Raw genomic sequence first — 26,392 nt, forward strand, 5'->3', positions numbered from 1 at the left:
CCCTTAGAGAACGGCTTTCGGGTAGGAACCCAACACTTTAAGTGCCACTGCTTCCTGACTGATTTTTTCCAGCACGCCCTTGACCAGCGGATCGCGGTGGTGACCCACGAAATCGATAAAGAACACGTAGGTCCATTTACCGCTGCGCGAAGGACGCGTCTCGATGCGGGTCAAGTCGATGCCATTGTCGTGGAACGGCACCAGCAATTCATGAAGCGCACCGGGTTTGTTGCTCATCGAGACGATGATCGACGTCTTGTCGTCGCCGGTCGGTGGCACTTCCTGGTTACCGATCATCAGGAAACGCGTGGAGTTGTCCGGACGATCCTCGATTTTCTCGGCCAGGCGAGTCAGACCATAGAGGCTAGCCGCCATGTCGCCGGCAATCGCCGCCGAGTTCCACTCCCCTTTGACCCGCTTGGCCGCCTCGGCATTGCTCGAAACCGCCACGCGCTCGACATTCGGGTAGTGTGCATCCAGCCACTTGCGGCACTGGGCCAGCGACTGCGCATGGGAATAGATGCGGCTGATGCTGTCGGTCTTGGTGTTTTCACCCACCAACAGGTGGTGGTGAATACGCAGCTCGACTTCGCCACAGATGACCATGTCGTGTTCGAGGAAGCTGTCGAGGGTGTGGTTGACCGCGCCTTCGGTGGAGTTCTCCACCGGAACCACGCCAAAATTCACCGCACCGGCCGCCACTTCGCGGAACACTTCGTCGATTGCCGCCATCGGCTTGCTGATCACGGCGTGACCAAAGTGCTTCATGGCGGCGGCCTGAGTGAAGGTGCCTTCAGGGCCAAGGTAAGCGACTTTCAATGGCTGCTCGAGCGCCAGGCACGAGGACATGATTTCGCGGAACAGCCGCGCCATCTCTTCGTTACCCAGCGGCCCCTGGTTACGCTCCATCACGCGCTTGAGCACCTGAGCTTCGCGCTCCGGGCGATAGAACACCGGCACTTCGCCTTCAGCCAGCGAAGACATCTTGACTCGCGCAACTTCCTGGGCGCAGCGTGCACGCTCGCTGATCAGCTCCAGGACTTTGGTGTCCAGGGCGTCGATGCGAACGCGCAGCGCCTTGAGTTCTTGCTCAGACATCAGCCGTGTTCCTTCTCGAACTCTGCCATGTACGAAATCAGTGCATTGATTGCACCGATATCCACGGCGTTATAGATGGAGGCACGCATGCCGCCCACGGAGCGGTGCCCCTTGAGGTTCAGCAGGCCACGTTCCTCGGCACCGGCCAGGAACGGCTTGTCGAGGCGATCGTCAGCCAGGCGGAACGGCACGTTCATCCACGAGCGATCGGACTTGTTGATCGGGTTGCCGTACAGGCCGCTGGCGTCGATGAAATCGTACAGGGTGCGCTGTTTGACTTCATTGAGCTTGCCAATGGCTTCGACACCGCCCTGCTCCTTGAGCCACTCGAACACCAGGCCGGACAGATACCAGGCCAGGGTTGGCGGGGTGTTGTACATCGAGCCGTTATCGGCTGCGACCTTGTAGTCGAGCATGGTCGGGCACAGGGCGCGGGCCTTGCCCAGCAAGTCCTCGCGAATGATGTTGACGACGATGCCGCTTGGGCCGATGTTTTTCTGGGCACCGGCGTAGATCATGCCAAAGCGCGATACGTCGACCGGGCGCGAGAGAATGTCGGAAGACATGTCGGCGACCAGCGGAACGTCACCGGTCTCGGGAATCCACTGGAACTCCAGGCCACCGATGGTTTCGTTCGGCGCATAGTGAACATAGGCCGCGTCCTTGGACAGATTCCATTCGTTCTGGCCGGGAATCGCGAAATAATCGTAAGGCTTGGCGGTTGCCGCGACATTGACATGGCCGTAGCGCGAAGCTTCTTCAATAGCTTTCTGCGACCAGATACCGGTGTCGATATAGTCAGCGCTGCCGCCCTCGGGCAAGAGATTCAGCGGGATCTGAGCGAACTGCTGGCTTGCGCCACCTTGCAGGAACAGCACTTTGTAGTTCGATGGGATATTCAGCAGATCACGCAGGTCCTGCTCGGCCTTCGTCGCGATGGACACGAACTCATCGCTGCGATGGCTCATTTCCATGACGGACAGGCCCTTGCCGTGCCAGTCAAGGAGTTCACCTTGAGCGCGCTTCAGGACAGCTTCGGGAAGTGCCGCAGGACCGGCACAGAAGTTATAGGCTCTCTTGCTCACATCCAATCTCGCTCTGATTTGGTGGTATCACACAACAAATACACTGTGATCGCTCGGCAGCGATCTACTGTAGGAGCGAGCTTGCTCGCGAAGCGATCCATCAGCAGACATCGTCAGTGGATGCCAGTCCGTCTTCGCGAGCCAGCTCGCTCCTACAGGAAATCAATATTTTCATCAGGGGCAAACAACAAGGGGGCGAATTTTCATCCGCCCCCTCTTTACCCGCTTACTCTTGCGGTTCTTCGTCAGCGGCGGCGTCGAGTTGCTGGTCTTCGGCAACGTCGTCTATCACGACCTCACCGTCGAACCCTGCACCCTCTTCTCCTTCCAGTTCGTCGCCTTCGACTTCCGAAGGCTCCTGCACCCGCTCAAGCCCCACCAGCGTTTCATCGTTGGCCAGCTTGATCAGGGTCACGCCCTGGGTATTACGGCCCAGGCTGGACACTTCGTCGACACGGGTACGAACCAGGGTGCCCTGGTCGGAAATCAGCATGATCTCCTCACCGTCGAGAACCTGGACCGCGCCAACCAGGCGGCCGTTACGGTCGTTGCTGACCATGGCGATAACGCCCTGGCCGCCACGTTTGTACTCAGGGAACTCGGTGATCGCGGTACGCTTGCCATAACCACGCTCGGAAGCGGTGAGGATCTGGCTGCCTTCTTCCGGGATCAGCATGGAAATCAGCTTCTGGCCTTCCGGCAGGCGCATGCCGCGCACCCCACGAGCGGTACGGCCCATGGCGCGAACGTCGGTTTCCTTGAAGCGAGTCACCTTGCCACCGTCGGAGAACAGCATGACTTCGCGCTCGCCGTCGGTGATGGCAGCGGAAATCAGCACGTCGCCTTCGTCCAGCTCCAGCGCGATCAGGCCGACACTGCGTTGACGACTGAAGGATTCCAGCGGGGTCTTCTTCACGGTGCCTTTGGCGGTGGCCATGAAGATGAAGTGACCTTCGGTGTATTCCTCGACCGGCAGCATGGTGGTGATGTACTCATCACTGTCCAGCGGCAGCAGATTCACCAGTGGACGACCGCGAGCAGCGCGGGACGCCTCTGGAATTTCGTAGGTTTTCAGCCAGTACACCTTGCCCTTGCTGGAGAACAGCAACAGCGTGGTGTGGCTATTGGCGACCAGCAGGTGAGCGATGTAGTCCTCATCCTTGACGCCAGTAGCCGACTTGCCTTTACCGCCACGACGTTGTGCCTGGTACGCAGCCAAAGGCTGGGTCTTGGCATAACCGCCGTGGGAGATGGTCACAACGCGCTCTTCTTCCGGGATCATGTCGCCCAGGGTCAGGTCGAGACGGGCATCCAGGATCTCGGTGCGACGCACATCGCCGTATTCGGCGCGGATCACTTCCAGTTCTTCGCGGATCACTTCCATCAGGCGCGCTGCGCTGTTGAGGATGCGGATCAGCTCGCCGATCTGGTTGAGGATCTCCTGATATTCGGCCAGCAGCTTCTCGTGCTCCAGGCCGGTCAGGCGGTGCAGGCGCAGTTCCAGGATGGCCTGGGCCTGCTCTGGCGACAGGAAGTATTTGCCATCGCGCAGACCGTATTGCGGATCGAGGTTTTCCGGACGGCACGAATCGGCGCCGGCACGCTCCACCATCGCGACCACGGCGGTCGACTCCCAAGGCGTGCTGATCAGCGCTTCCTTGGCTTCCGACGGCGTTGGCGAGGCCTTGATCAGGGCGATGACCGGGTCGATGTTCGACAGCGCAACCGCTTGACCTTCGAGGATGTGACCGCGCTCACGGGCTTTTCGCAGCTCGAACACGGTACGGCGGGTCACGACTTCGCGACGGTGGCGAACGAAGGCTTCCAGCAGGTCCTTCAGGTTGAGGATCCGCGGACGGCCGTCGATCAGCGCAACGATGTTGATACCGAACACGCTCTGCAACTGGGTCTGGGCGTAAAGGTTGTTGAGGATCACCTCAGGCACTTCGCCGCGACGCAGTTCGATCACAACGCGCATACCGTCCTTGTCGGACTCGTCGCGCAGCTCGGTGATGCCTTCGAGCTTCTTCTCTTTTACCAGCTCGGCGATCTTCTCGATCAGGCGCGCCTTGTTCAACTGGTAAGGCAGTTCGGTGATGACGATCTGCTGGCGGCCACCGACCTTGTCGATGTCTTCGATGGTCGAGCGGGCGCGCATGTAAATGCGTCCGCGACCGGTGCGGTAGGCTTCGATGATGCCGGCGCGACCGTTGATGATCGCTGCGGTCGGGAAGTCCGGGCCAGGGATGTATTGCATCAGTTCATCGACAGTCAGTTCCGGATTGTCGATGAGCGCCAGGCAACCGTCGATGACTTCACCGAGGTTGTGCGGCGGAATGTTGGTCGCCATGCCCACGGCGATACCGCTGGAACCGTTGACCAGCAGGTTGGGAATACGGGTCGGCATGACCGCCGGGATCAGTTCGGTGCCGTCGTAGTTCGGCACCCAGTCCACGGTTTCCTTGTGCAGGTCGGCCAGCAGCTCGTGGGCCAGCTTGGTCATGCGCACTTCGGTGTATCGCATGGCCGCGGCGTTATCGCCGTCCACCGAACCGAAGTTGCCCTGGCCGTCGACCAGCAGGTAACGCAGCGAGAATGGCTGCGCCATCCGAACGATGGTGTCGTACACCGCGGTATCACCGTGAGGGTGATACTTACCGATCACGTCACCGACGACACGGGCAGATTTCTTGTACGGCTTGTTGAAGTCGTTGCCCAGCTCGCTCATCGCGAACAGCACACGCCGGTGCACGGGCTTCAAGCCATCGCGCGCATCCGGCAGTGCCCGCCCGACGATTACGCTCATCGCGTAGTCGAGGTAGGACTGCTTCAGCTCGTCTTCGATATTGACCGGGAGGATTTCTTTGGCCAGTTCGCCCATGAGAAGCCTGATTCCTTTTTCTGGTGAAACTTCGTCAGGACCAACGAAGCTCGCCGATGCCGGCTGATTGCCAATGCACCGACTTACGACAAATCAACAAGTTATGCCATGGATCTGCGCAGTTGGGGCCGCCACCTCGGGCGACCCTGGAAACCGCCGGATGTTATCACAAGAGCCGCCACGCACCTATCCCCCTGATGCGCATGGAGAGTAGTTAGATGAGCGGTGACTGGCTTGACGGGGTTCTGAGGGGCTTAGAGCTGTATCGAATGTTGAAAACAGGGTTGGATCTGGTTCTTTTGTTGGTTTTACTGGCCTAATCGCGAGCAAGCTCGCTCCTACAGGGGATTGTGAGCGACATCAACCCACTGTAGGAGCGAGCTTGCTCGCGATCAGGCCTACCCAGACAACAAAAATTTTTAATGCAGCCGCTTACGGCACATCAACTGGGCCATCTTCGCCGTATCCGGACGCTCGACGATGCCCTTCTCCGTCACGATCGCATCGATCAGGTCCGCCGGGGTCACGTCGAATACCGGGTTGAACGCATCGACATCCGCGCCGATCAGCTTGCCGCCCACTTCCAGCAACTCACGACCTTCGCGCTCTTCAATCGGAATGTCGTCACCGCTCGCCAGGTTCATGTCGATGGTCGAACTCGGCGCCACCACCATGAAGCGCACACCGTGGTGCATGGCATTCACCGCCAGTTGATAGGTGCCGATCTTGTTCGCCACATCGCCGTTGGCGGTGATGCGGTCCGCACCGACGATGACCCAGGTGATGCCTTTGGTCTTCATGATGTGCGCTGCGGCCGAGTCGGCATTGAGCGTCACGGGAATGCCTTCGTTGACCAACTCCCACGCGGTCAATCGAGAACCTTGCAGCCAGGGACGGGTTTCGTCGGCATACACCCGCTCGACCATGCCTTCGATGAAAGCACCACGAATGACGCCCAGCGCCGTGCCGAAGCCGCCCGTGGCCAGCGCGCCGGTGTTGCAGTGGGTCAGGATGGTCTGGGCATTGCCCTGGTGCTTGCGGATCAGATCCACTCCCAGTTGCGCCATGGTGAGGTTGGCCTCGCGATCACTTTCATGAATGGCGATGGCCTCAGCCTCCAGCGCTGCCAGCGGATTGTCATGGTCTTTCAGGCGATCGAGCCGATCGTGCATACGATTCAGCGCCCAGAACAGATTGACCGCCGTGGGACGGGAGTCGGCCAGCAGGGCGAAATCTTCTTCCAGCGCCGCATACCAGTCGCCACCTTCGGCGATACGTGTCCGGGCGGCGAGCACCATGCCATAAGCGGCAGCAATGCCGATTGCCGGAGCGCCGCGCACCACCATCGACCGAATGGCCTCGGCCACCCCGGCCGCACTCGTGTACGCAAGCCAGGTTTCCTCGAGTGGCAAAATGCGCTGATCCAGGAGATACAGGGCGCCATCACGCCAATCGATGGCCTTAACTTTCTCCGCCGCCAACAGTCGATCGCGCATCCTTCACCCCGCACTCATGAACAAAAGCCGCCGATTATAGCGATCCCCCCGCGAAGACGCTCGGGTATACTTCGCCATCTTTTACAAAAGTACTGGAACCGATCCTCGATGCCGAACACTGCCGCTGCGCTCGACCTGTTATTGCTGCCGACCTGGCTGGTACCCGTCGAACCCGCAGGCGTTGTCCTCAAGGATCATGGCCTGGGCATCCGCGACGGCCGCATCGTGTTCATCGGTCCACGCGCCGCAGCGCTCAAGCTCAACGCAAGCGAAGTCCGCGAATTGCCGGACACGCTGCTCAGTCCCGGCCTCATCAATGCCCACGGCCATGCGGCAATGACCCTGTTCCGCGGCCTGGCTGACGATCTGCCACTGATGACCTGGCTGGAAAACCACATCTGGCCGGCAGAGGCCAAATGGGTCGATGAAGCCTTTGTACGCGACGGCACCGACCTTGCCATCGCCGAACAGATCAAAGGCGGCATCACCTGTTTCTCTGACATGTATTTCTTCCCGAAGGTTGCCAGCGAACGCGTACATAACAGCGGTATCCGCGCGCAGATCGCGATTCCGATCCTCGACTTCCCCATTCCGGGCGCGAGCAACGCCGATGAAGCCATTCGTCAGGGCGTAGAACTGTTCAACGACCTCAAGCATCACGAGCGCATCAAAGTGACATTCGGCCCCCATGCACCCTATACCGTGGGCGATGAAAACCTGGAGAAAATCCGGGTGATCGCTGAAGAACTGGATGCGTCGATCCACATGCACGTGCATGAGACCGCGTTCGAAGTGCAACAGGCCATGGAGCAGCGTGGCGAGCGACCATTGGCCCGATTGGCGCGCCTGGGTCTGCTGGGACCGCGTTTTCAGGCGGTACACATGACTCAGATCAGCGATGAAGACCTGGCGATGCTGGTAGAAAGCAACACCTCGGTGGTTCACTGCCCGGAATCGAACCTGAAACTGGCCAGTGGTTTCTGCCCCGTAGAGCGGTTGTGGCAGGCGGGCGTCAACGTGGCGGTCGGCACCGATGGTGCAGCCAGCAACAATGACCTCGACTTGTTGGGCGAAACCCGCACGGCGGCCCTGCTGGCCAAAGCCGTCGCGGGCTCGGCCACTGCGCTGGACGCCCATCGCGCCCTGCGCATGGCCACGCTCAACGGTGCCCGAGCCCTGGGGATCGAAGCCGAGACAGGCTCGCTGGAAATCGGCAAGGTCGCGGACATGGTTGCATTCGACCTGTCTGGCCTGGCGCAGCAGCCGGTCTACGATCCGGTTTCGCAGCTTATATATGCCACCGGCCGCGACTGCGTGAAACACCTGTGGGTCGCCGGTAAACAATTGCTCGATGATCGCCGCCTGACGCGGCTCGATGAAGAACAACTGGCCGCTACCGCGAGGGCCTGGGGCCAGCGCATCAGCGGCCACAACGAATCGTAAGCCCCCTGACCGCCGTCGGGGCAACAGGATTTTTCAAGTTTTAGAGGATGAACCATGAGTAACGTCGACTACGCCGAAATCGCCAAATTCGAAGCCCTGGCCCATCGCTGGTGGGACCGTGAAAGCGAGTTCAAACCCCTGCATGACATCAACCCTCTGCGAGTCAACTGGATTGACGAGCGCGTCAATCTGGCCGGCAAAAAGGTGCTCGACGTCGGTTGCGGCGGCGGCATCCTCAGCGAAGCCATGGCCCAGCGCGGCGCCACCGTGACCGGCATCGACATGGGCGAAGCACCTTTGGCCGTCGCACAACTGCATCAGCTGGAATCCGGCGTACAAGTCGAATACAAACAGATCACCGCCGAAGCCCTGGCCGAAGAAATGCCGGAACAATTCGATGTGGTGACCTGCCTGGAAATGCTCGAACACGTGCCAGACCCCTCGTCGGTCATCCGCGCCTGCTTCAAAATGGTCAAGCCGGGTGGCCAGGTGTTCTTCTCCACGATCAACCGCAACCCGAAGGCGTACCTGTTCGCCATCGTCGGCGCCGAATACATCATGAAGCTGTTGCCGCGTGGCACCCACGACTTCAAGAAATTCATCCGCCCTTCCGAGCTGGGTGCCTGGAGCCGCATGGCCGGCCTGACCGTCAAGGACATCATCGGCCTGACGTACAACCCACTGACCAAGCATTACAAGCTGGCTGGCGACGTGGACGTCAACTACATGATCCAGACCCTGCGCGAGGAGTAAGCCGATGCGTATCAGAGCGGTCCTTTTCGACATGGACGGCACCCTGCTCGACACCGCGCCGGACTTCATCGCGATCTGTCAGGCAATGCGGGCCGATCGCGGCCTGCCGCCAATCAATGACAAACATATCCGCGACGAGATTTCCGGTGGCGCCAAGGCAATGGTCGCCGTGACATTTTCCATGGACCCGGAGTCCCCGGGCTTCGAAGAGCTGCGCCAGGAATTCCTGGAACGCTACCTCAAGGGTTGTGCCGTTCACAGCAAGTTGTTCGACGGCATGCCTGAAGTGCTGGCCGACATCGAGAAGGCCAACCTGATCTGGGGCGTGGTGACCAACAAGCCCGTGCGGTTTGCCGAGCCGATCATGCAGCAACTGGGGCTGGCCGAGCGTTCGGCGCTGTTGATCTGCCCCGACCATGTGAAGAACAGCAAGCCTGACCCGGAGCCGTTGATCCTGGCGTGCAAGATGCTCGACCTGGACCCGGCCAGCGTACTGTTCGTCGGCGACGACCTGCGCGACATCGAGTCGGGCCGCGACGCCGGCACCCGTACGGCGGCGGTGACCTATGGCTACATTCACCCCGACGACAATCCGCAGCATTGGGGTGCGGACGTGGTGGTGGATCATCCGCTGGAGCTGCGCAAGGTGCTTGATAGCGCGTTGTGTGGGTGCTGAGATTTGCGTTGTCTCGGCTGACGCCATCGCGGGCAAGCCCGCTCCTACAGTTACTGCGTCGTACATAAGTGGTGTTTACACCCCTGACCCTGTGCTAGCGGGCTTGCTCGCGAAGACCGCGCAGCGGTCACCCCGGCGCACAACCTGATTTGTTGAGGTTCTTATGTTTGATTACTCCGCCCGCCCCGATCTGCTTCAGGGCCGCATCATCCTGGTCACCGGTGCCGGTCGTGGCATCGGTGCCGCCGCAGCGAAGGCCTACGCGGCCCACGGCGCCACCGTGCTGTTGCTCGGCAAGACCGAAGCCAACCTGACCCAGGTCTACGACGAAATCGAAGCCGCCGGCCATCCACAGCCAGCGGTGATCCCGTTCAACCTGGAGACCGCCCAGCCCCATCAGTACGATGAACTGGCGGCGATGATCGAGGGCGAGTTCGGCCACCTCGACGGCTTGCTGCACAATGCGTCGATCATTGGTCCGCGCACGCCCATCGAACAGCTGTCCGGCGAAAACTTCATGCGTGTCATGCAGGTCAACGTCAACGCCATGTTCATGCTCACCAGCACCCTGCTGCCATTGCTCAAGCTGTCGCAGGACGCCTCGGTGGTGTTCACTTCCAGCAGTGTCGGGCGCAAGGGCCGTGCGTATTGGGGCGCTTACGGCGTGTCGAAATTCGCCACCGAAGGGCTAATGCAAACCCTGGCGGACGAGGTCGACACCGTTGCCCCGGTGCGCTCCAACAGCATCAACCCCGGCGCCACCCGCACCAGCATGCGTGCCCAGGCCTACCCTGGGGAAAATCCGCTGAACAACCCAACCCCCGAAGAGATCATGCCGGTCTACCTCTACCTGATGGGTCCGGACAGCACTGGCATCAACGGCCAGGCGTTCAACGCCCAGTAATACCGTGCGTCGGCTTTGTGCCGTGGCGAATTCCCGTCACGGCACTCTTCCCACTAAACTTTGTCGTAAATGTCCTACGGGACTGATGGATCAGTACGACGCGCAGCCAGTGCCGCCCTCACCCTGCTTGTAAGACAGACTTACTGCTCAAGGGCGCACGCCATATGAAATCCCCCCCAGACCAACGCAATTGACTTCGACGCTGCCAAATTGCAACGCCTGGGCATTGGTCTGCAACCCTCGCTGCTGAAGCGGCCGGTCAGCCTTGCGCAAGTGCGCCAGCAGTTGAATCAGCAGCTGCAGACCAGTCTTGAGCCGCAACGTATTCTCGACGGTTTTTTCCGTGAAGTTCATCGGCTGGTGCCACTGGACGCCTTGAGCTATGAACACAAGGCCAGCGACCTGCGCCTGGAGTTCGGCCGACGCGGCCACCACTCGATCAGCTACAGCCTCAGTCATGAAGGCGAGCACTTGGGCGAACTGGTGTTCCGCCGCAACCAGCGCTTCAGCGATCAGGAGCTGGGCAACCTCGAATCGCTGCTCTCGACCCTGTTGTACCCGATGCGCAATGCCCTGCTCTATCGCGCAGCCACCCAAAGCGCTCTGCGCGACCCGCTGACGGATACCGGCAACCGCATCGCCATGGATCAGACGCTGCAGCGGGAAATCGACATGTCGCGTCGGCATCTGCAGCCCTTGTCAGTGCTCATGCTGGACATCGATCACTTCAAGCAGATCAATGACACCCATGGCCACGGCGCTGGCGATGACGTACTGCGTGCCGTGGCAGCCGCGATCAAGAGCCAGTTGCGCAACGTCGACATGGTGTTTCGCTACGGTGGCGAGGAGTTTCTGATCCTGCTGTCCAACACCGGCCGCGAGGCCGGAGCCCTGGTTGGCGAGCGCTTGCGAGCTTGTGCACAGAACCAGGATTTCCTCGCCGATGGTCATTTGATCGAGTTGACCGTCAGCCTTGGCTGTTCGACCCTGCTGCCCGGCGAGTCGGCCGAGAGCCTGCTTCGCCGTGCCGACAGCGCGCTCTATGTGGCCAAGCGTGAAGGACGCAATCGCCTGGCGATGGCAGGCTGAATCGGGCTGGCCGCCGCAGCGGCCCATCTCGACACCTCAGCGCAGCGTGCCGCGCAGCTCGCCGACCCGTGCGCGCAAACTGGCTGGCTCCGCCAACTCAACCGCTACCGCCGGCCCCGCCACCAACGTCACCCGCGACCACAGGCGCCGGAAGATTCCCTTGGCAGGATCGCGACTGAAAAAGCTGCCCCACAAGCCCTGCAACGCCAGTGGAATCACCGGCACGGGGGTTTCCTCGAGAATCCGCGTCAGGCCGCCCTTGAACTCGTTGATCTCGCCATCGGCCGTCAACTTTCCCTCGGGAAAAATGCACACCAGCTCACCGTCTTTCAGATACTGCGCGATCCGCGCGAAAGCCTTTTCATAGATCTGGATGTCCTCATGACGCCCGGCGATGGGGATGGTCCCGGCAGTGCGGAAGATGAAGTTCAGCACGGGCAGGTTGTAGATCTTGTAATACATCACAAAGCGAATCGGCCGACGCACTGCGCCGCCGATCAGCAACGCGTCGACGAACGACACGTGATTGCACACCAGCAACGCCGCACCTTCATCCGGAATCGCCTCCAGGTTGCGATGCTCGACGCGGTACATGGAATGGCTGAGCAGCCAGATCATGAATCGCATGGTGAACTCGGGAACGATCCTGAAAATGTAGGCATTGACGCCGATGTTCAGTAGCGACACCACCAGGAACAGGTGCGGGATCGACAATTTGGCCACGCTCAGCAGCACGATCGAGACAATGGCCGAGACCACCATGAATAACGCATTGAGAATGTTGTTGGCGGCAATCACCCGCGCCCGCTCGTTTTCCGGCGTGCGCGACTGGATCAGCGCGTACAGCGGCACGATGTAGAAACCACCGAAGATTCCCAGTCCGAGAATGTCCATCAACACCAGCCAGGTGTGAGCGAAACCGAGGACTTCGATCCAGCCGTGGCCGGTGGTGCTGTCGGGGATCCCACCGGAATGCCACCACAGTAAAAGACCGAATACGGTCAGGCCGAACGAGCCGAATGGCACCAGGCCGATCTCAACCTTGCGCCCGGACAGCTTTTCGCAAAGCAGCGAGCCGAGGGCGATGCCCACCGAGAATACAGTGAGGATCAGGGTCACCACGGTTTCGTCGCCGTGCATCCACTCCTTGGCATAGGCCGGGATCTGCGTCAGGTAAATCGCCCCGACGAACCAGAACCACGAGTTGCCAACGATTGAGCGCGACACGGCCGGCGTTTGCCCCAGCCCCAGTTTCAAGGTGGCCCAGGACTGGCTGAAAATGTTCCAGTTCAGACGCATTTGCGGTGACGAGGCCGCCGCACGCGGGATGCTGCGGCTGGCCAAATAACCGAGCACCGCGATGCCGATGATCGCCGTGGAGACGATAGGGGCGTAGTTGGCGGACGACATCATGATCCCGGCGCCGATCGTTCCGGCGAGAATCGCCAGGAAGGTGCCCATCTCCACCAGACCGTTGCCGCCGACCAGCTCTTCCTCGTGCAGCGCCTGGGGCAGGATCGAGTATTTCACCGGGCCGAACAGCGCCGAGTGCGTGCCCATGGCGAACAATGCCACCAGCATCAAGGCCAGATGATCGAAGACGAATCCCACCGCCCCTACCACCATGATCGCGATTTCCCCGAGCTTGATCAGACGGATCAGCGCGTCCTTGGCAAACTTCTCACCAAACTGCCCGGCCAGTGCCGAGAAGAGGAAAAACGGGAGAATAAACAGCAGCGCGCACAGGTTGACCCAGATCGAGCGATCCCCCTCGATGGTCAGCTTGTACAGAATGGCAAGAATCAACGACTGCTTGAACACGTTGTCGTTGAATGCCCCGAGGGACTGAGTCAGAAAGAACGGCAGGAAGCGCCGGGTGCGCAGCAAGGTGAACTGTGAGGGGTGACTCATCTTCCGTGTGTCCCTGTTCTTGGGTAACGAGTGGCCTGGATTCTAATTATTGGAATGTCGAACGTCGATCCAGGCCACACCTTACCGAATCCTGGACGGTTATTTCTTTAAACCTGCAATACAAGGTGAGACAAACAACTCGCCGCGCCAAGCGCCCTGCACCGTGCGTCCGGCGACGATCAACCACATCACCACCAGCAGCGCCACCAACGCGCAACCAAAGACACTGAAAAACATCAGGTCCAGATGGCTCGCCAGTTTCAGCGTCGCCAGCGCATAGACGCCCAGGGGAAAGGTAAAGCCCCACCAGCCCAGATTGAACGGAATGCCGGAGCTCAGGTAACGACAGGTGATCAGAAACGCGATCAACATCCACCACAGCGCGAAGCCCCATAGCGTGATCCCCGCCACCAGCCCCAGGCCCGCAGCGATCTCACCGACACCCGGCATGCCGTTGGCGGCGAAAATCGCCGGCGCGTCATTACCCAGCAACAACATGCCCAGCGCCCCGGTCCCAATCGGGCCGAGCGCCAGCCAGCTCGACGCCGCCATGTTTTCGTGGGGCAACTTGTGAAGGGCCATGCGCAACAACAGGATGGTCAGAATGCTCAGGGCCACCGGCAGGGAAAACGCCCACAGCACGTAACTGGTGACCAGCACTACGAGTTGCGCATGGGCATCGGCCAGGTGCGGTGCAAGCAACCCACCACTGGCGGCGGCGACCTCGGCAGCCACCACCGGCAGGAGCCAGACAGCGGTCATCTGGTCAATGCTGTGCTCCTGGCGCGTGAACATCATATAAGGAATCAACACGCCACAGGCCACGGACAGCGCCACGTCCAGCCACCACAGCAACCCGGCGACCTGAATCATGCCATCGCCCCAGCGCGGCAACCCAAACACCAGGCAACCGTTAATGATGGTCGCCAGCCCCATGGGAATGGTGCCAAAGAACATCGAGACCGTGGAGTGGCCGAAAATGCGCCGGGCCTCATCGAAAAACAGTAGCCAACGCGCTGCGTAGAGCGCCGTGAACAAGGCAAACAGAACGATGTTCAACAGCCAGAGCGCTTCAGCCAACGCTCGCAAACCGGGCACTGCGAATGGCAGTTGTGCAAGCGCCAACGCAAGGACACCGGTGCCCATGGTGGCGGCGAACCAGTTCGGGGTGAAATGGCGAATGACATCGCGCGGATGCTGCAAATGGCTTAAAGGTCTGAAACTGGGCGTGGCGATAGTGGGGCATGTCATGTCGAACTCCTGTCCTCTGAAGAGGTAGAGCCCATGGTAGATCCAGATCGAATATCTATATAACGGGTAATTTCTCTAACTGTTATCTATTTCACAGATAAGTGTTCTAGACACTGCCTTCCGACTCGATCACCAGGACTCTCGCCACGCCCAATGGCCGCGCCACATGCTCGGTCCCGACCGACGCATAGAAGATATCGCCGACTTCCAGTACGACGGTTTTCTCGACACCGTCCTCGCGGTATCGCATCTGCACGTGGCCATCGAGCACGACGAATACCTCCTGGCCGTCGTTCACGTGCCATTTGTAGGGCTGGTCGGTCCAGTGCAGGCGCGTGGTGATGCCATTCATGTTGGAGATGTCGAGCGCGCCCCAGGCACGCTCGGCGGTGAAACTTTTGCTGCGGATGATGTTCATGGTCGGTCCGTCGATGAATGACCGGCCAAGGCTAACCCAAAATGCCCCGCTGCGGCTTCACCCAGCGGCGCATTTCATGGACGCCCGGCGGCGCTGTACGGTTGGGCGCGCTGCTGGCGCAGCAACGCCAGCAGCGCACCGACTGCAAGGACGATCAGCACGACACCGTAGCCCTCGGTGGTCTTTACCAGGCCAAAGGTTCGCGTCAGGTTACCGGCCAGCAACGACGGCAAGCAGAACGCCAGATAGCTCAACGCGTAATAGGCCGACATCAGCCCCGCTCGCTCATGCGGCAAGGCCAGTGGCACAACCGTGCGCAGCGTGCCGAGAAAACTCGCACCGAAGCCGCAACCGGCAACCAGGGTCCCGATGAAGAACAACACCAGGCTGGCGCTGTGCACAGCCAGCAGAATGAGTATCACGCCCACGGGCAGGACGCTCGCCCCCAGGCGCAAAACTTTGTCGGCAGGCCGATTGCGCAAGGTGTAAATCATCAGGGCACCGGTGACGGTGAGCGCGGCCACGGTCGCGCCACCGATCAGGTTCGAGGTCGAGCCCGTGGCGGTTCGCACCAGCGAAGGAGCGAGGGAGGCAAAAAAACCACCCAGCGCCCAAGCGGCGGTGTTGATCGGCAGCACCAGGTACAAGGTCCGCCGCGCCTGCACCGGCACATGCAGCGTTGGCAGCAACGACGACAGCGCGCCGGGTTGGCGACTCACGCTCTCTGGCAGACGCCAGACATAGAGTGCCTGCCAGGCGAACAGCGCGAAGAGAATCCAGAAGGTCAATTGCAATGGCAGGGGTGCGAATTCCACCAGCAAGCCGCAGCCCATGGCCCCAGCCGCCATGCCCAGCAACGGCGCTACGCTATTGACCAATGGGCCTTGCTGTCGATCGCAATCGAGCAGTGCCGCCCCCAACGATGCGGTGGCCATCCCGGTAGCGAAACCTTGAAGGACGCGCGCGCCGATCAACCAGGCCACGCTGTCGGCATGGATAAACAGCAGCATGGCCAACATGTTGAGCAGCACCGCGGTAAAAATGACCGGCTTGCGTCCGAGGTAATCGGAAAGTGAACCGACTGTCAGCAGCGCCACGAGCAGGCTCATGGCATACACGCCGAAAATCAGGGTCAGGGTTGCCGCCGAGAACTGCAGTTGCTCTTGATACAGGTGATACAAGGGCGTCGGCGCCGTGGAAGCGGCGAGAAAACTGAGTAAAGTGATCGCCAGAAAGCCCAGGCTTGATCGTGTGGAATTTGAATTCGGCATGTGCACACTCCGCAAAAGCTAATTTTTTGCTTTTGCGGAGTGTGCGACTCACTGGCGCTTAAAGCAAATTCTTTGTGTTAAGGTCCGGCACATGGCTATTAAAGAAGGTTTACGCCCAGGCGGTCGCAGCGCCCGGGTTCAGGAATCGATCCACTCGGCGGTGCGCGCGCTCCTTGCCGAGCAGGATCGCGCCAGCGTGACCGTCCCGCAGATCGCTGCGCGTGCGGGCGTTACGCCGTCGACCATTTATCGGCGCTGGGGTGATCTGTCGGCCCTGCTCGCAGATGTCGCCCTGGCGCGTATGCAGCCCGATAGTCAGCCGCTCGATACCGGCAGCCTTCGCGGCGACGTGCAGGCATGGGCGGAGCAGTACCTGGACGAAATGAGCTCCGAGCCAGGCCGCAACATGCTGCGCGATGTGCAGGCGAGCCCGACACCCGGCTGCTGCGCGACCATCATTGCCGGGCAGTTGCAGGCGATCCTGGATCGTTATCCCGATCAGCCCAGGCCCAGCGTGGATCATCTGATCAATCTGGTGGTGGCGCCTTCAGTGTTCCGCATTCTGTTCTCCACGGCGCCGCTGGAGATTGAGGAGTTGCAGGAGTTGGTCGGGATTGCGTTGAGTCAGTGAAACCGCCACCGTAAATCCCCCGGAAAACCCCATGCGACACCCCGCCACGCCACGACCTTGGTCGACACTGACTAACGCAGACGGTCGTGCGAGACTGTCTGTCCGGGCAAATGCCCCGGGTGTCTTTTGTCTGGAGTCTCCATGTCGCTGTCCAGCGGGCTGATCGCCGCCGTTGCCCTGGCCTATATGGCCATCATGTTTGCCATCGCCTTCTACGGTGACCGGCGCAGTACGCCGCTGCCACCGCGAGTGCGTGCCTGGGTATACAGCCTGTCGCTGGCGGTCTATTGCACCAGTTGGACCTTCTTCGGCGCCGTCGGCCAGGCGGCTGAACAACTCTGGTCGTTCCTCCCGATCTACCTGGGGCCGATCCTGCTGCTGGTCTGTGCACCGTGGGTCCTGCAGAAAATGGTGATGATCAGCAAACAGGAGAACATCACCTCCATCGCCGACTTCATCGCCGCCCGCTACGGCAAATCCCAGTCGCTGGCGATCGTCGTCGCGTTGATCTGCCTCGTCGGTGTGCTGCCCTACATCGCCCTGCAACTCAAGGGCATCGTGCTCGGCGTGAACCTGCTGATCGGAGCTGGTGCCGACGCGATGGGCACCCGCGCCCAGGACACCGCGCTGATCGTGTCACTGGTACTGGCGCTGTTTACCATCGTGTTTGGTACTCGCAACCTCGACGCCACGGAACACCACCGCGGCATGGTGCTGGCGATTGCGTTCGAGTCGCTGGTCAAGCTGCTGGCCTTTCTTGCGGTCGGCGCGTTCGTGACCTACGGGCTGTACGACGGTTTCGACGACCTGTTCGACCAGGCCATGCTCGCCCCGCGCCTGGAGGAATACTGGAAGGAAACCATCAACTGGCCATCGATGGTGGTGCAGACCGGTGTGGCAATGATGGCGATCATCTGCCTGCCGCGACAATTCCATGTGACGGTGGTGGAGAACATCGATCCGCAGGACCTGCGCCTGGCCAAGTGGGTGTTCCCCGCCTATCTGGCGCTGGCGGCGCTGTTTGTGGTGCCCATCGCCCTGGCCGGCCAAATGATGCTGCCCAGTTCAGTGATACCTGACTCGTTCGTGATCAGCCTGCCACTGGCCCAGTCCCATCCCGCGCTGGCATTGCTGGCATTTATCGGCGGCGCGTCGGCGGCGACCGGTATGGTCATTGTGGCCAGCGTGGCGCTGTCGACCATGGTCTCCAACGACATGCTGCTGCCTTGGTTGCTACGCCGTAACAATGCCGAGCGGCCGTTCGAAGTGTTCCGCCAATGGATGCTCTCCGTGCGCCGCGTCAGCATCGTGGTAATTCTGCTGCTGGCGTACGTCAGCTATCGATTGCTGGGCTCAACCGCCAGCCTGGCGACTATCGGCCAGATCGCCTTCGCCGCCGTGACCCAACTGGCGCCGGCCATGCTGGGTGCGTTGTACTGGAAACAGGCAAATCGCCGGGGCGTGTTCGCGGGTCTCGCCGCTGGCACGTTCCTGTGGTTCTACACGCTGGTCCTGCCGATTGCCGCCCACAGCCTGGGCTTGTCATTGAGCAGCTTCCCGGGCCTGGCCTGGCTGCACAGCAATCCACTGAATCTGCCAATCACCCCCCTGACGCAAGGTGTGGTGCTGTCCCTGACGGGCAACTTCACCCTGTTCGCCTGGGTATCGGTACTGTCGCGAACCCGCGTCTCGGAACACTGGCAAGCAGGTCGTTTCATTGGCCAGGAAATCAGTGCCCGCCCCAGCGCCCGTTCAATGCTGGCGGTGCAAATCGACGACCTGCTGCAACTGGCGGCCCGTTTTGTCGGTGAAGAACGGGCCCGCCAGAGCTTTATCCGCTTCGCCTACCGCCAGGGCAAAGGCTTCAATCCCAACCAGAACGCCGACGATGAATGGATTGCCCACACTGAACGCCTGCTGGCGGGTGTACTCGGCGCGTCTTCGACGCGGGCAGTGGTAAAAGCCGCCATCGAAGGTCGGGAAATGCAACTTGAGGACGTCGTCCGAATCGCCGACGAAGCCTCGGAAGTGCTGCAATTCAACCGCGCGCTGTTGCAGGGTGCGATCGAGAACATCACCCAGGGCATCAGCGTGGTCGATCAATCGCTGCGCCTGGTAGCGTGGAACCGACGATATCTGGAGCTGTTCAACTACCCCGACGGGTTAATCAGTGTCGGCCGTCCGATTGCCGACATCATCCGCTATAACGCCGAGCGTGGGCTTTGCGGCCCCGGTGAAGCGGAAGTGCACGTCGCGCGCCGCTTGCACTGGATGCGCCAGGGCCGCGCCCACACCTCCGAACGATTGTTCCCTAACGGGCGTGTGATCGAGTTGATCGGCAACCCGATGCCGGGCGGCGGGTTTGTCATGAGTTTCACCGACATCACCGCGTTCCGCGAGGCCGAACAGGCGCTCACCGAAGCCAACGAAGGCCTGGAGCGCCGGGTAACGGAGCGCACCCACGAGCTGTCGCAACTCAACATCGCGCTGACCGAAGCCAAGGGCACCGCCGAGTCGGCCAATCAGTCGAAAACCCGATTCCTTGCGGCGGTCAGCCACGACCTGATGCAGCCGCTGAACGCCGCACGCCTGTTCTCTGCCGCCTTGTCCCATCAGGACGACGGCTTGTCCAGCGAGGCGCAGAAGCTGGTGCAACACCTGGATTCGTCACTGCGCTCGGCCGAAGACCTGATCAGCGACCTGCTGGATATTTCGCGCCTGGAGAACGGCAAGATCAACCCGGATATCAAACCGTTCATGCTCAACGAGCTGTTTGACATTCTCGGCGCGGAATTCAAGGCGCTGGCACGCGAGCAAGGGCTCAAGTTCAGGGTGCGCGGCAGCACCCTGCGGGTCGACAGCGACATCAAGCTACTGCGCCGGATCCTGCAGAATTTCCTCACCAATGCTTTCCGCTATGCCCGTGGCCCGGTGCTGCTGGGAGTACGTCGGCGCAAGGGCGAGCTGTGCCTGGAAGTCTGGGATCGCGGCCCGGGGATTGCCGAAGACAAATTGAAAGTGATCTTCGAAGAATTCAAGCGCCTCGACAGCCATCAGACCCGCGCCGAGAAAGGCCTGGGGTTGGGCCTGGCCATTGCCGATGGGCTGTGCCGTGTGCTCGGCCATACCTTGCAAGTGCGCTCCTGGCCAGGACGCGGCAGCGTGTTCAGCGTCAGCGTGCCGTTGAGCAAAGCCCCTGTTGCCGCACCGATCAACGCCACCGAACTCAACGGTAAATTGTTGAGCGGCGCGCAGGTACTGTGCATCGACAATGAAGACAGCATCCTGATCGGTATGAACAGCCTGCTGACCCGCTGGGGTTGCCAGGTCTGGACCGCCCGCAACCGTGACGAGTGCGCGGCACTGCTGGACAGCGGCATACATCCGCAATTGGCATTGGTCGATTACCACCTGGACGATGGCGAGACCGGGACCGAGTTGATGGCCTGGCTGCGCACCCGCCTGGGTGAGCCGGTGCCAGGCGTGGTGATCAGCGCCGATGGTCACCCGGAGACGGTGGCGCGGGTGCATGCAGCTGGCCTGGATTACCTGGCCAAGCCGGTCAAGCCTGCGGCGCTGCGCGCCTTGTTGAGCCGGCATTTGCCGCTGTGATGGGCGCTTTACCTGTAGGAGCGAGCTTGCTCGCGATCAAGGTCCAGGCACCACAGGGTGTCAGGTACCCAGCGTCATCGTTGACGACCATCGCGAGTAAACTCGCTCCTACAGGGGGGATGCGGACACCTGTAGGAGCGAGCTTGTCGAGGCGTCGAACCGTCGCGATCAAGGCCCAGGCACCGCTGGGTGTCAGGTGTTCAGCGTCATCGTTCACGACCATCGCGAGTGAACTCGCTCCTACAGGGGGGATGCGGAGACCTGTAGGAGCGAGCTTGCTCGCGATGGAGGCCCAGGCACCGCTGGGTGTCAGGTGTCCAGCGTCATCGTTGACGACCATCGCGAGTAAACTCGCTCCTACAGGGGGGATGCGGACACCTGCTGGGGTTTTATTCAGGCAGCTCGACCAACCCATCGACATCCGTCATCGCCCGCTCCAGCAAATCCGCCGGTAGGCTTTTACTGGCGCGCGCCCCGAGCAACTTGAGTTGCTCGCTACGACTGACCAGATTGCCGCGACCTTCTGTCAGCTTGTTGCGCGCCGCGCTGTAGGCTTTGTCCAGCTGCTGCAAGCGATTTCCGACCTCGTCCAGATCCTGGATGAACAACACAAACTTGTCGTACAGCCATCCTGCCCGCTCGGCAATTTCCCTGGCGTTCTGGCTCTGGCGCTCCTGCTTCCACAAGCTGTCGATCACCCGCAGCGTGGCCAGCAGGGTGGTCGGACTGACAATCACGATGTTGCGGTCGAACGCTTCCTGGAACAGGCTCGGCTCGGCCTGCAACGCGGCGGAAAACGCCGCCTCGATGGGCACGAACAACAAGACGAAATCCAGACTGTGCAGGCCGTCGAGGCGCTTGTAGTCCTTGCCGGCCAGCCCCTTGACGTGGCTGCGCAACGATTGCACGTGCTGCTTGATGGCGATCTGGGCAATGCCGTCATCTTCAGCCGCGACGAATTGCTGATAGGCGGTCAGGCTGACCTTGGAGTCGACCACCACTTGCTTGTCGCCCGGCAGGTAGATAATCACATCCGGCTGAAAGCGCTCACCGTCCGGGCCCTTGAGGTTGACCTGGGTCTGGTACTCGCGCCCTTTCTCCAGGCCGGCGTGTTCCAGCACCCGCTCAAGAATCAGCTCGCCCCAGTTACCCTGGGTTTTCTGGCCTTTCAACGCGCGGGTCAGGTTGGTGGCTTCGTCGCTCAGGCGCAGATTCAACTGTTGCAGGCGCTCCAGCTCCTTGGCCAGGGAAAAGCGTTCGCGAGCCTCGGCCTGGTAACTTTCCTCAACGCGTTTTTCAAACGACTGGATGCGCTCCTTCAACGGATCGAGCAACTGCCCCAAACGTTGCTGACTGGATTCGGCAAAACGCTGCTCACGCTCGTCGAAGATCTTGCCGGCCAGTTCGGCGAACTGGGCACGCAGCTCGTCTCGCGAGCCTTGCAGGTCATTAAGGCGCTGTTGGTGGCTTTCCTGTTGCTCACGCAGTTCTGCATTCAGCGAGGCGGCCTGCGCATCCAGACGACGCAGCTCGGCCTCCTTGCCCGCGCGCTCGATGTTCCAGGCATGGGCAGCGTCACGGGCATCGTCACGCTCGATCTGCAGCAGTTCGACTTCACGGCGCAGGGCGGCCAGTTCAGCCTGCCTGGCGGTGTTAGCCTGCCCCAGATCGGCTATTTCGTCGCGACAGGTTTCAAGTTGCGCGTTCAAGCCATTCTGGGCCATCTGAGCCATGGCCAGGCGCTCTTCCAAAAGGGCAACGTCCGACTGCGAATGGCTCGCCCGGCGTTGCAGTTGCCAGGCCAACGCCAACAACGGCAGTGCGGCCCCTGCCAGACCCAGCAATATGCTGGTCAAGTCCATCGCCATTGCCATTCCTGCCCATCCGCTGAAAATTGAAGGTTAACCAAGGCGTCAGGTCTTGGACAGCTCAGTCTTCGATCAACCCGAGTTCCTTCTGGGCACGGCGGTCACCGGCTCGAGCCGCCTGGCGCAGGAGGTCCTGGCCGATACGGCGATCCCGGGCATTGCCACACTCGCGGCACATTAACTGGCCGAGGCGGCTTTGCGCGGCCACCACCCCTTCGCGAGCTGGCTGCTTGAGCAAACGTCCGGCGAAATGTTTGACATTGGTGTTGTCACCCAGGCGTGGACTGTCGAGCAGCCACTCGGCTACGCGCATCGATATGCGTTTAGGTGGGGTAACACTGGAAGGATTTGAGGTGGCAGAAACTGATACGGAGCGAAACTTCATAAAGCACTGTGGGGCAAATCGGAGGCGCGCCACTCTACTCTCTTTTTCTTACAGGTAAAGTCTAAAAAATCCCGGCACGCCCGTCCTAGAGCAAGCGCTCGGGACAATCCACAGAAGCTGTGGATAACTCAGTGGACAACCGCCCTTGAACTCCCGCAAAGCCTTATGGAATGGGGCTCGCAGTCAAACTGACGATTTTTTCACCAGTAAAAAAAAGCGATGTTTTTCATTGACTTAAATTTTTCCTGCAGGCAGCCATTGCGCTTGAGGGCGATGTGACAGCGAGGTTACAGGTTGCGCAACTAATGTGCACAAGTACCTCCAGGGCGGTTATATGGATGCGCTTTTTCGGCGCGTTTTGTTACTTAATCTGGGGATAAACCTTGGCAACCCCTGGCCTAAGGCCGCCTTTTGGGCGACGAACGTCATTGACCGACTGTCGGATTCCGGGCCATTTCGGGGCAAAAAAGCCCCGGGAAATGCCGCAGGGGGATTGAGCCCAGAGGCCTACTCAAAGGTAATTGATCGATACCCTTCCCTTTCTCCGTTCGATCCGTTACTATCCGCGGCGTTAGTACCAAGCTGAAAGTCAATTCTGGTCGAACAAATCCCCCCGGCATGCCTTCTTGCACAGAAGCCCACCGAACAAGCGGGATCGGCCACCTCGATGGTTTCCAGGTAAAACTTGCGCCAACACGACCTTTGAATCGCAATCAAAGGGTGTTGCGAAGCCCCTTACTCTGACCGAACCAACCTGCAAATTGATCAGGATCTTCACCCCGGGCCCAGAACCTTTGCCCTCGATGTGATGCCTGCCCTCCTAAGTACCTACCTGCCAGCCCAAGCGCGCCAATTTAATCAGCGCTTCAAACTGGCTGCTTTGTTCCAGTCGGGTTCTTCGTTCGACCAATGGTGGTCGTCGTTACTGGAACGTTTTAATTTTGCACGGTTCATATCCGTGTCGCTTGCAGGAACACCTTTAATGACTACTCAAATCCATACACAGGATGCAATCCGCACCCTCACCAATGCTTTTGCTCCGATGAACTGCCTGATCATGGCCGCTCGCAAAGGCTGCTTCAGCTTTACGCTGGTCAACGAACACGGCATCGCTCGTCACAGCGAACGCCTGTACCCCGACCAGTACTCCAGCGCCGAGCCGCTGCAGGCCGTGATCGAGCGTACTCGCCAGGCGCTGGTCGCCTGACACTGCCACGCCATGTAGGAGCGAGCAAAAGCTCGCGATGGACGTAAACGAAAACGCGGGATGCCTGAATGCCCGCGGTGCACCGACCTCCATTCGCGAGCATGCTCGCTCCTACAGAGTGCAGCGAAAGCGAAAGCCCCGCCCTAAAAGCGGGGCTTTTTATTGCCTTGTGTTTCTCAGCGACTAAGTCCCAATCGATATAACGTTTATAACTGCCAATCAGAAATATTTTAAAAACAATCCTTTACAACGCGAATATGACACTAGACTTCAACTCAAGCGGCTTGATCCGCTTCCGGCGAGCCTGAGTCTTTATCCACCGCTGCCAACGCTCCCTCTCAGGACTCGCCGACCACTTCATGTTCCGAGGGTGTTATGGGTATCGCTGCCAGCGAACTGTGCCGTTATGTGATCCGTCCGACGTTGATCTACCTTGGACGCCATAACGCAACCGCCGAATCCCTGTTGCTGGGCATCGCCGCCAGTCAGTCCGCCCTTGGTTCCGCCCTGCATGACCGCCGTGGCCATGGCCTGTACCGGATTGCCGAACCCCGCCACCAGGCGCTGTGGGACGATTACCTGGCACTGGACCCGGAACGCGCCAGCCTGGTCCGCGGGCTGGCCAGCCAACACGCTTTCCTCAGTGGCCCCCACATTGAATTGACCGTCAACCTGCGTTACGCCACAGCCATCGCCTGGCTGCTGGTGGAAGAACAGAACACTCCACTCCCCGAAGCCGACGACCTGTTGGGCATGGCGCGCATCTGGCGCCAGACCTTTCAGCCGCAAGGACGCCTCAGAGACTTCACCTATGCCTGGCAAACCTGTGTTTCACCGCTGAATCAGGTCGCCTGCTGATACACCCCGCTCCGAAAGATCGTGCAACATGCCGCGAATCTGGTTGGATTGTCCTACAAAACCGCTCTAACTCAAGCGATACAGCCTATAGCGCCCGGACGAAAATGTTGGTAATTTCCGCCCCGGTGATCATCAGGAGTTCTAATAATGAAAAAAGTCATGCTCAAAACCACCCTTAGCCTCGCCGTTACCCTCGCCTCCACCCAGATCTTTGCGAGTGGCTTCGCCCTCAACGAACAAAGCATCAGCGGGATGGGGACAGGTTTTGCCGGGCGCTCTTCTTCTGCCGACGACGCATCCACCGTATTTGGCAACCCTGCCGGCATGGCGCGCCTCAAGCGCGAACAAGTGACCGGCGGTGTTGCATTCATTGACGCACACACCGATATCAGCGACGCCAGCTCCAGCCCGAACCGCGGCACCAATAAAGGTGACATGGTTCCGTTCATGGGCGTACCTATGGGTTACTACGTCAAGCCAATCGACGACCATTGGGCATTCGGCCTGGGCGTATACGCGCCGTTCGGCCTGGTAACCGACTACGAGAACGGCTTTGCCGGCAAGTACTTCGGCAGCAAAAGCGAAGTCAAGATCGTGACCGTCCAGCCAACCATCAGCTACGCTTTCAACGACAAGGTGTCGATCGGTTTCGGGCCGACCATCAACCGCATCGACGGCAAACTGGAATCAAACCTGTCGCTGAACCCTCGGGGTCCGGACGGCACTGTGACCATCAAGGGTGACGATACTGCCCTGGGCTTCAACGTGGGTGTACTGGTTCAAGCCACCGACAGCACTCGCCTGGGCATGACCTACCACTCGAAAGTGAAGTACAAACTCGACGGCGACACCAAGGTCAGCTACGTCGGTCTCGCCCTTGCAGGCCAGAATCCGAACCAGAAGTACGACGCCTCCCTGGACATCTCCACCCCTGAGTCGGTTGATTTCTCCGTGACTCACCAGTTGGACGACCAGTGGACCCTCTACGCAGGCAGCACCTGGACCCGCTGGAGCCGCCTGAAGGAGATCTCGGTTGAGAACGATGGCGTTCCAGCCGCACTGCGTCCCCAGTTCGGCACCATCACTGAAGAGCAAGACTGGCACGACACCTGGGCTCACGCCATCGGTGCTTCCTACCAGTTGAACAAGCAGTGGGTATTGCGTACCGGCCTGTCCTTCGACCAGTCGCCGACCAACAACGAACACCGCTCCCCACGCATCCCGACTGGCGATCGCACGATCTTCAGCGTGGGCGCCGGCTGGAGCCCGACCGACGACCTGACCATCGACGTGGCGTACTCGTACCTGAAAGAAGAGTCGGTGACGGTGAACAACTCCAACGGTGCACCTCGCAACCAGTCGTATAGCTCCAAGTATGAAAACTCGGCAAACGGTTTTGGTGTAGGCGCAACTTACCGCTTCTGATGATCAACGCCTGAACCTGTCCCTGTAGGAGCGAGCATGCTCGCGATGGTCGTCAACGATAACGCTGGATGCCTGACACCCAGCGGGGCCTAAACCTCCATCACGAGCGTGCTCGCTCCTACAGAATGCA

20 protein-coding genes are annotated in these 26,392 nt (G+C 60.3%); 10 read left to right on the top strand and 10 right to left on the bottom strand.

The features are described from left to right. Positions 1-3: 3 nt before the first annotated feature. The 4 genes from pheA to mtnA form a co-directional block, all read right to left on the bottom strand. On the bottom strand, positions 4-1,098 hold the full coding sequence (gene pheA, locus AB4N33_RS13590) for a prephenate dehydratase (RefSeq protein ID WP_460117046.1): 1,095 nt from the start codon (positions 1,096-1,098) through the stop codon (positions 4-6). Further along, complete coding sequence (serC, locus tag AB4N33_RS13595; protein ID WP_476457539.1) at positions 1,098-2,183, bottom strand: 3-phosphoserine/phosphohydroxythreonine transaminase; 1,086 nt, start codon at positions 2,181-2,183, stop codon at positions 1,098-1,100. Before serC ends, pheA begins: the two co-directional genes overlap by 1 nt. A gap of 226 nt (positions 2,184-2,409) precedes the next feature. Next, positions 2,410-5,064 (bottom strand): DNA gyrase subunit A, encoded by a 2,655-nt coding sequence (gene gyrA, locus AB4N33_RS13600; RefSeq protein WP_476457540.1) that lies wholly within the window; start codon positions 5,062-5,064, stop codon positions 2,410-2,412. A gap of 419 nt (positions 5,065-5,483) precedes the next feature. After that, positions 5,484-6,560, bottom strand: coding sequence for an S-methyl-5-thioribose-1-phosphate isomerase (gene mtnA, locus AB4N33_RS13605; RefSeq protein ID WP_476457541.1), 1,077 nt, complete (start codon positions 6,558-6,560; stop codon positions 5,484-5,486). A 108-nt stretch (positions 6,561-6,668) separates the two neighbouring features. Here mtnA and AB4N33_RS13610 point away from each other — a divergent pair, with 108 nt between their 5' ends. From AB4N33_RS13610 to AB4N33_RS13630, 5 genes are all read left to right on the top strand, one after another. Beyond that, a complete protein-coding gene (locus tag AB4N33_RS13610; protein ID WP_476457542.1) occupies positions 6,669-8,003 on the top strand; it encodes a TRZ/ATZ family hydrolase in 1,335 nt (444 codons plus the stop codon). Between the two features lie 54 nt (positions 8,004-8,057). Continuing rightward, the gene (gene ubiG / locus AB4N33_RS13615; RefSeq protein ID WP_476457543.1) at positions 8,058-8,756 is read left to right on the top strand and encodes a bifunctional 2-polyprenyl-6-hydroxyphenol methylase/3-demethylubiquinol 3-O-methyltransferase UbiG; all 699 of its coding nucleotides are present in this window, start codon (positions 8,058-8,060) and stop codon (positions 8,754-8,756) included. Positions 8,757-8,760: 4 nt separating this feature from the next. Then, entirely contained in the window at positions 8,761-9,432 is a 672-nt protein-coding gene (gene mupP / locus AB4N33_RS13620) for an N-acetylmuramic acid 6-phosphate phosphatase MupP (protein WP_476457544.1), read from the top strand. 163 nt (positions 9,433-9,595) lie between these two features. Further along, entirely contained in the window at positions 9,596-10,336 is a 741-nt protein-coding gene (locus tag AB4N33_RS13625) for a YciK family oxidoreductase (protein WP_460117054.1), read from the top strand. A gap of 189 nt (positions 10,337-10,525) precedes the next feature. Next, positions 10,526-11,425, top strand: coding sequence for a GGDEF domain-containing protein (locus AB4N33_RS13630; RefSeq protein ID WP_476458822.1), 900 nt, complete (start codon positions 10,526-10,528; stop codon positions 11,423-11,425). Positions 11,426-11,461: 36 nt separating this feature from the next. On the opposite strand, the gene AB4N33_RS13635 is transcribed toward AB4N33_RS13630, so the two are convergent. The 4 genes from AB4N33_RS13635 to AB4N33_RS13650 form a co-directional block, all read right to left on the bottom strand. Beyond that, a complete protein-coding gene (locus AB4N33_RS13635; RefSeq protein ID WP_476457545.1) occupies positions 11,462-13,336 on the bottom strand; it encodes an MFS transporter in 1,875 nt (624 codons plus the stop codon). 99 nt (positions 13,337-13,435) lie between these two features. After that, complete coding sequence (locus AB4N33_RS13640; protein WP_460139939.1) at positions 13,436-14,587, bottom strand: TDT family transporter; 1,152 nt, start codon at positions 14,585-14,587, stop codon at positions 13,436-13,438. Between the two features lie 106 nt (positions 14,588-14,693). Beyond that, positions 14,694-15,005, bottom strand: coding sequence for a cupin domain-containing protein (locus AB4N33_RS13645; protein WP_476457546.1), 312 nt, complete (start codon positions 15,003-15,005; stop codon positions 14,694-14,696). Between the two features lie 74 nt (positions 15,006-15,079). Further along, positions 15,080-16,276 (bottom strand): MFS transporter, encoded by a 1,197-nt coding sequence (locus AB4N33_RS13650; protein ID WP_476457547.1) that lies wholly within the window; start codon positions 16,274-16,276, stop codon positions 15,080-15,082. A gap of 91 nt (positions 16,277-16,367) precedes the next feature. Here AB4N33_RS13650 and AB4N33_RS13655 point away from each other — a divergent pair, with 91 nt between their 5' ends. Together AB4N33_RS13655 and AB4N33_RS13660 are read left to right on the top strand one after the other, a co-directional pair. Further along, positions 16,368-16,907, top strand: coding sequence for a TetR/AcrR family transcriptional regulator (locus AB4N33_RS13655; protein ID WP_476457548.1), 540 nt, complete (start codon positions 16,368-16,370; stop codon positions 16,905-16,907). A gap of 141 nt (positions 16,908-17,048) precedes the next feature. Continuing rightward, on the top strand, positions 17,049-20,519 hold the full coding sequence (locus AB4N33_RS13660) for a hybrid sensor histidine kinase/response regulator (protein WP_476457549.1): 3,471 nt from the start codon (positions 17,049-17,051) through the stop codon (positions 20,517-20,519). Between the two features lie 389 nt (positions 20,520-20,908). Here AB4N33_RS13660 and AB4N33_RS13665 read toward each other — a convergent pair whose 3' ends face one another. Both AB4N33_RS13665 and AB4N33_RS13670 read right to left on the bottom strand, forming a co-directional pair. After that, on the bottom strand, positions 20,909-22,252 hold the full coding sequence (locus tag AB4N33_RS13665; protein ID WP_460126788.1) for a DNA recombination protein RmuC: 1,344 nt from the start codon (positions 22,250-22,252) through the stop codon (positions 20,909-20,911). Between the two features lie 196 nt (positions 22,253-22,448). Continuing rightward, positions 22,449-22,772: an SEL1-like repeat protein gene (locus tag AB4N33_RS13670; RefSeq protein WP_460117062.1), complete on the bottom strand. Its 324-nt coding sequence runs from the start codon at positions 22,770-22,772 to the stop codon at positions 22,449-22,451. Between the two features lie 982 nt (positions 22,773-23,754). On the opposite strand from AB4N33_RS13670, the gene AB4N33_RS13675 reads away from it, so the two are divergent. From AB4N33_RS13675 to AB4N33_RS13685, 3 genes are all read left to right on the top strand, one after another. Next, entirely contained in the window at positions 23,755-23,979 is a 225-nt protein-coding gene (locus AB4N33_RS13675) for a hypothetical protein (RefSeq protein ID WP_008031832.1), read from the top strand. A 375-nt stretch (positions 23,980-24,354) separates the two neighbouring features. Then, on the top strand, positions 24,355-24,837 hold the full coding sequence (locus tag AB4N33_RS13680; protein WP_460117063.1) for a hypothetical protein: 483 nt from the start codon (positions 24,355-24,357) through the stop codon (positions 24,835-24,837). A 147-nt stretch (positions 24,838-24,984) separates the two neighbouring features. Further along, positions 24,985-26,262: an OmpP1/FadL family transporter gene (locus AB4N33_RS13685; RefSeq protein WP_460117064.1), complete on the top strand. Its 1,278-nt coding sequence runs from the start codon at positions 24,985-24,987 to the stop codon at positions 26,260-26,262. The last annotated feature ends 130 nt before the right edge of the window (positions 26,263-26,392 follow it).

The organism is Pseudomonas sp. S1_E05, assembly GCF_056337105.1.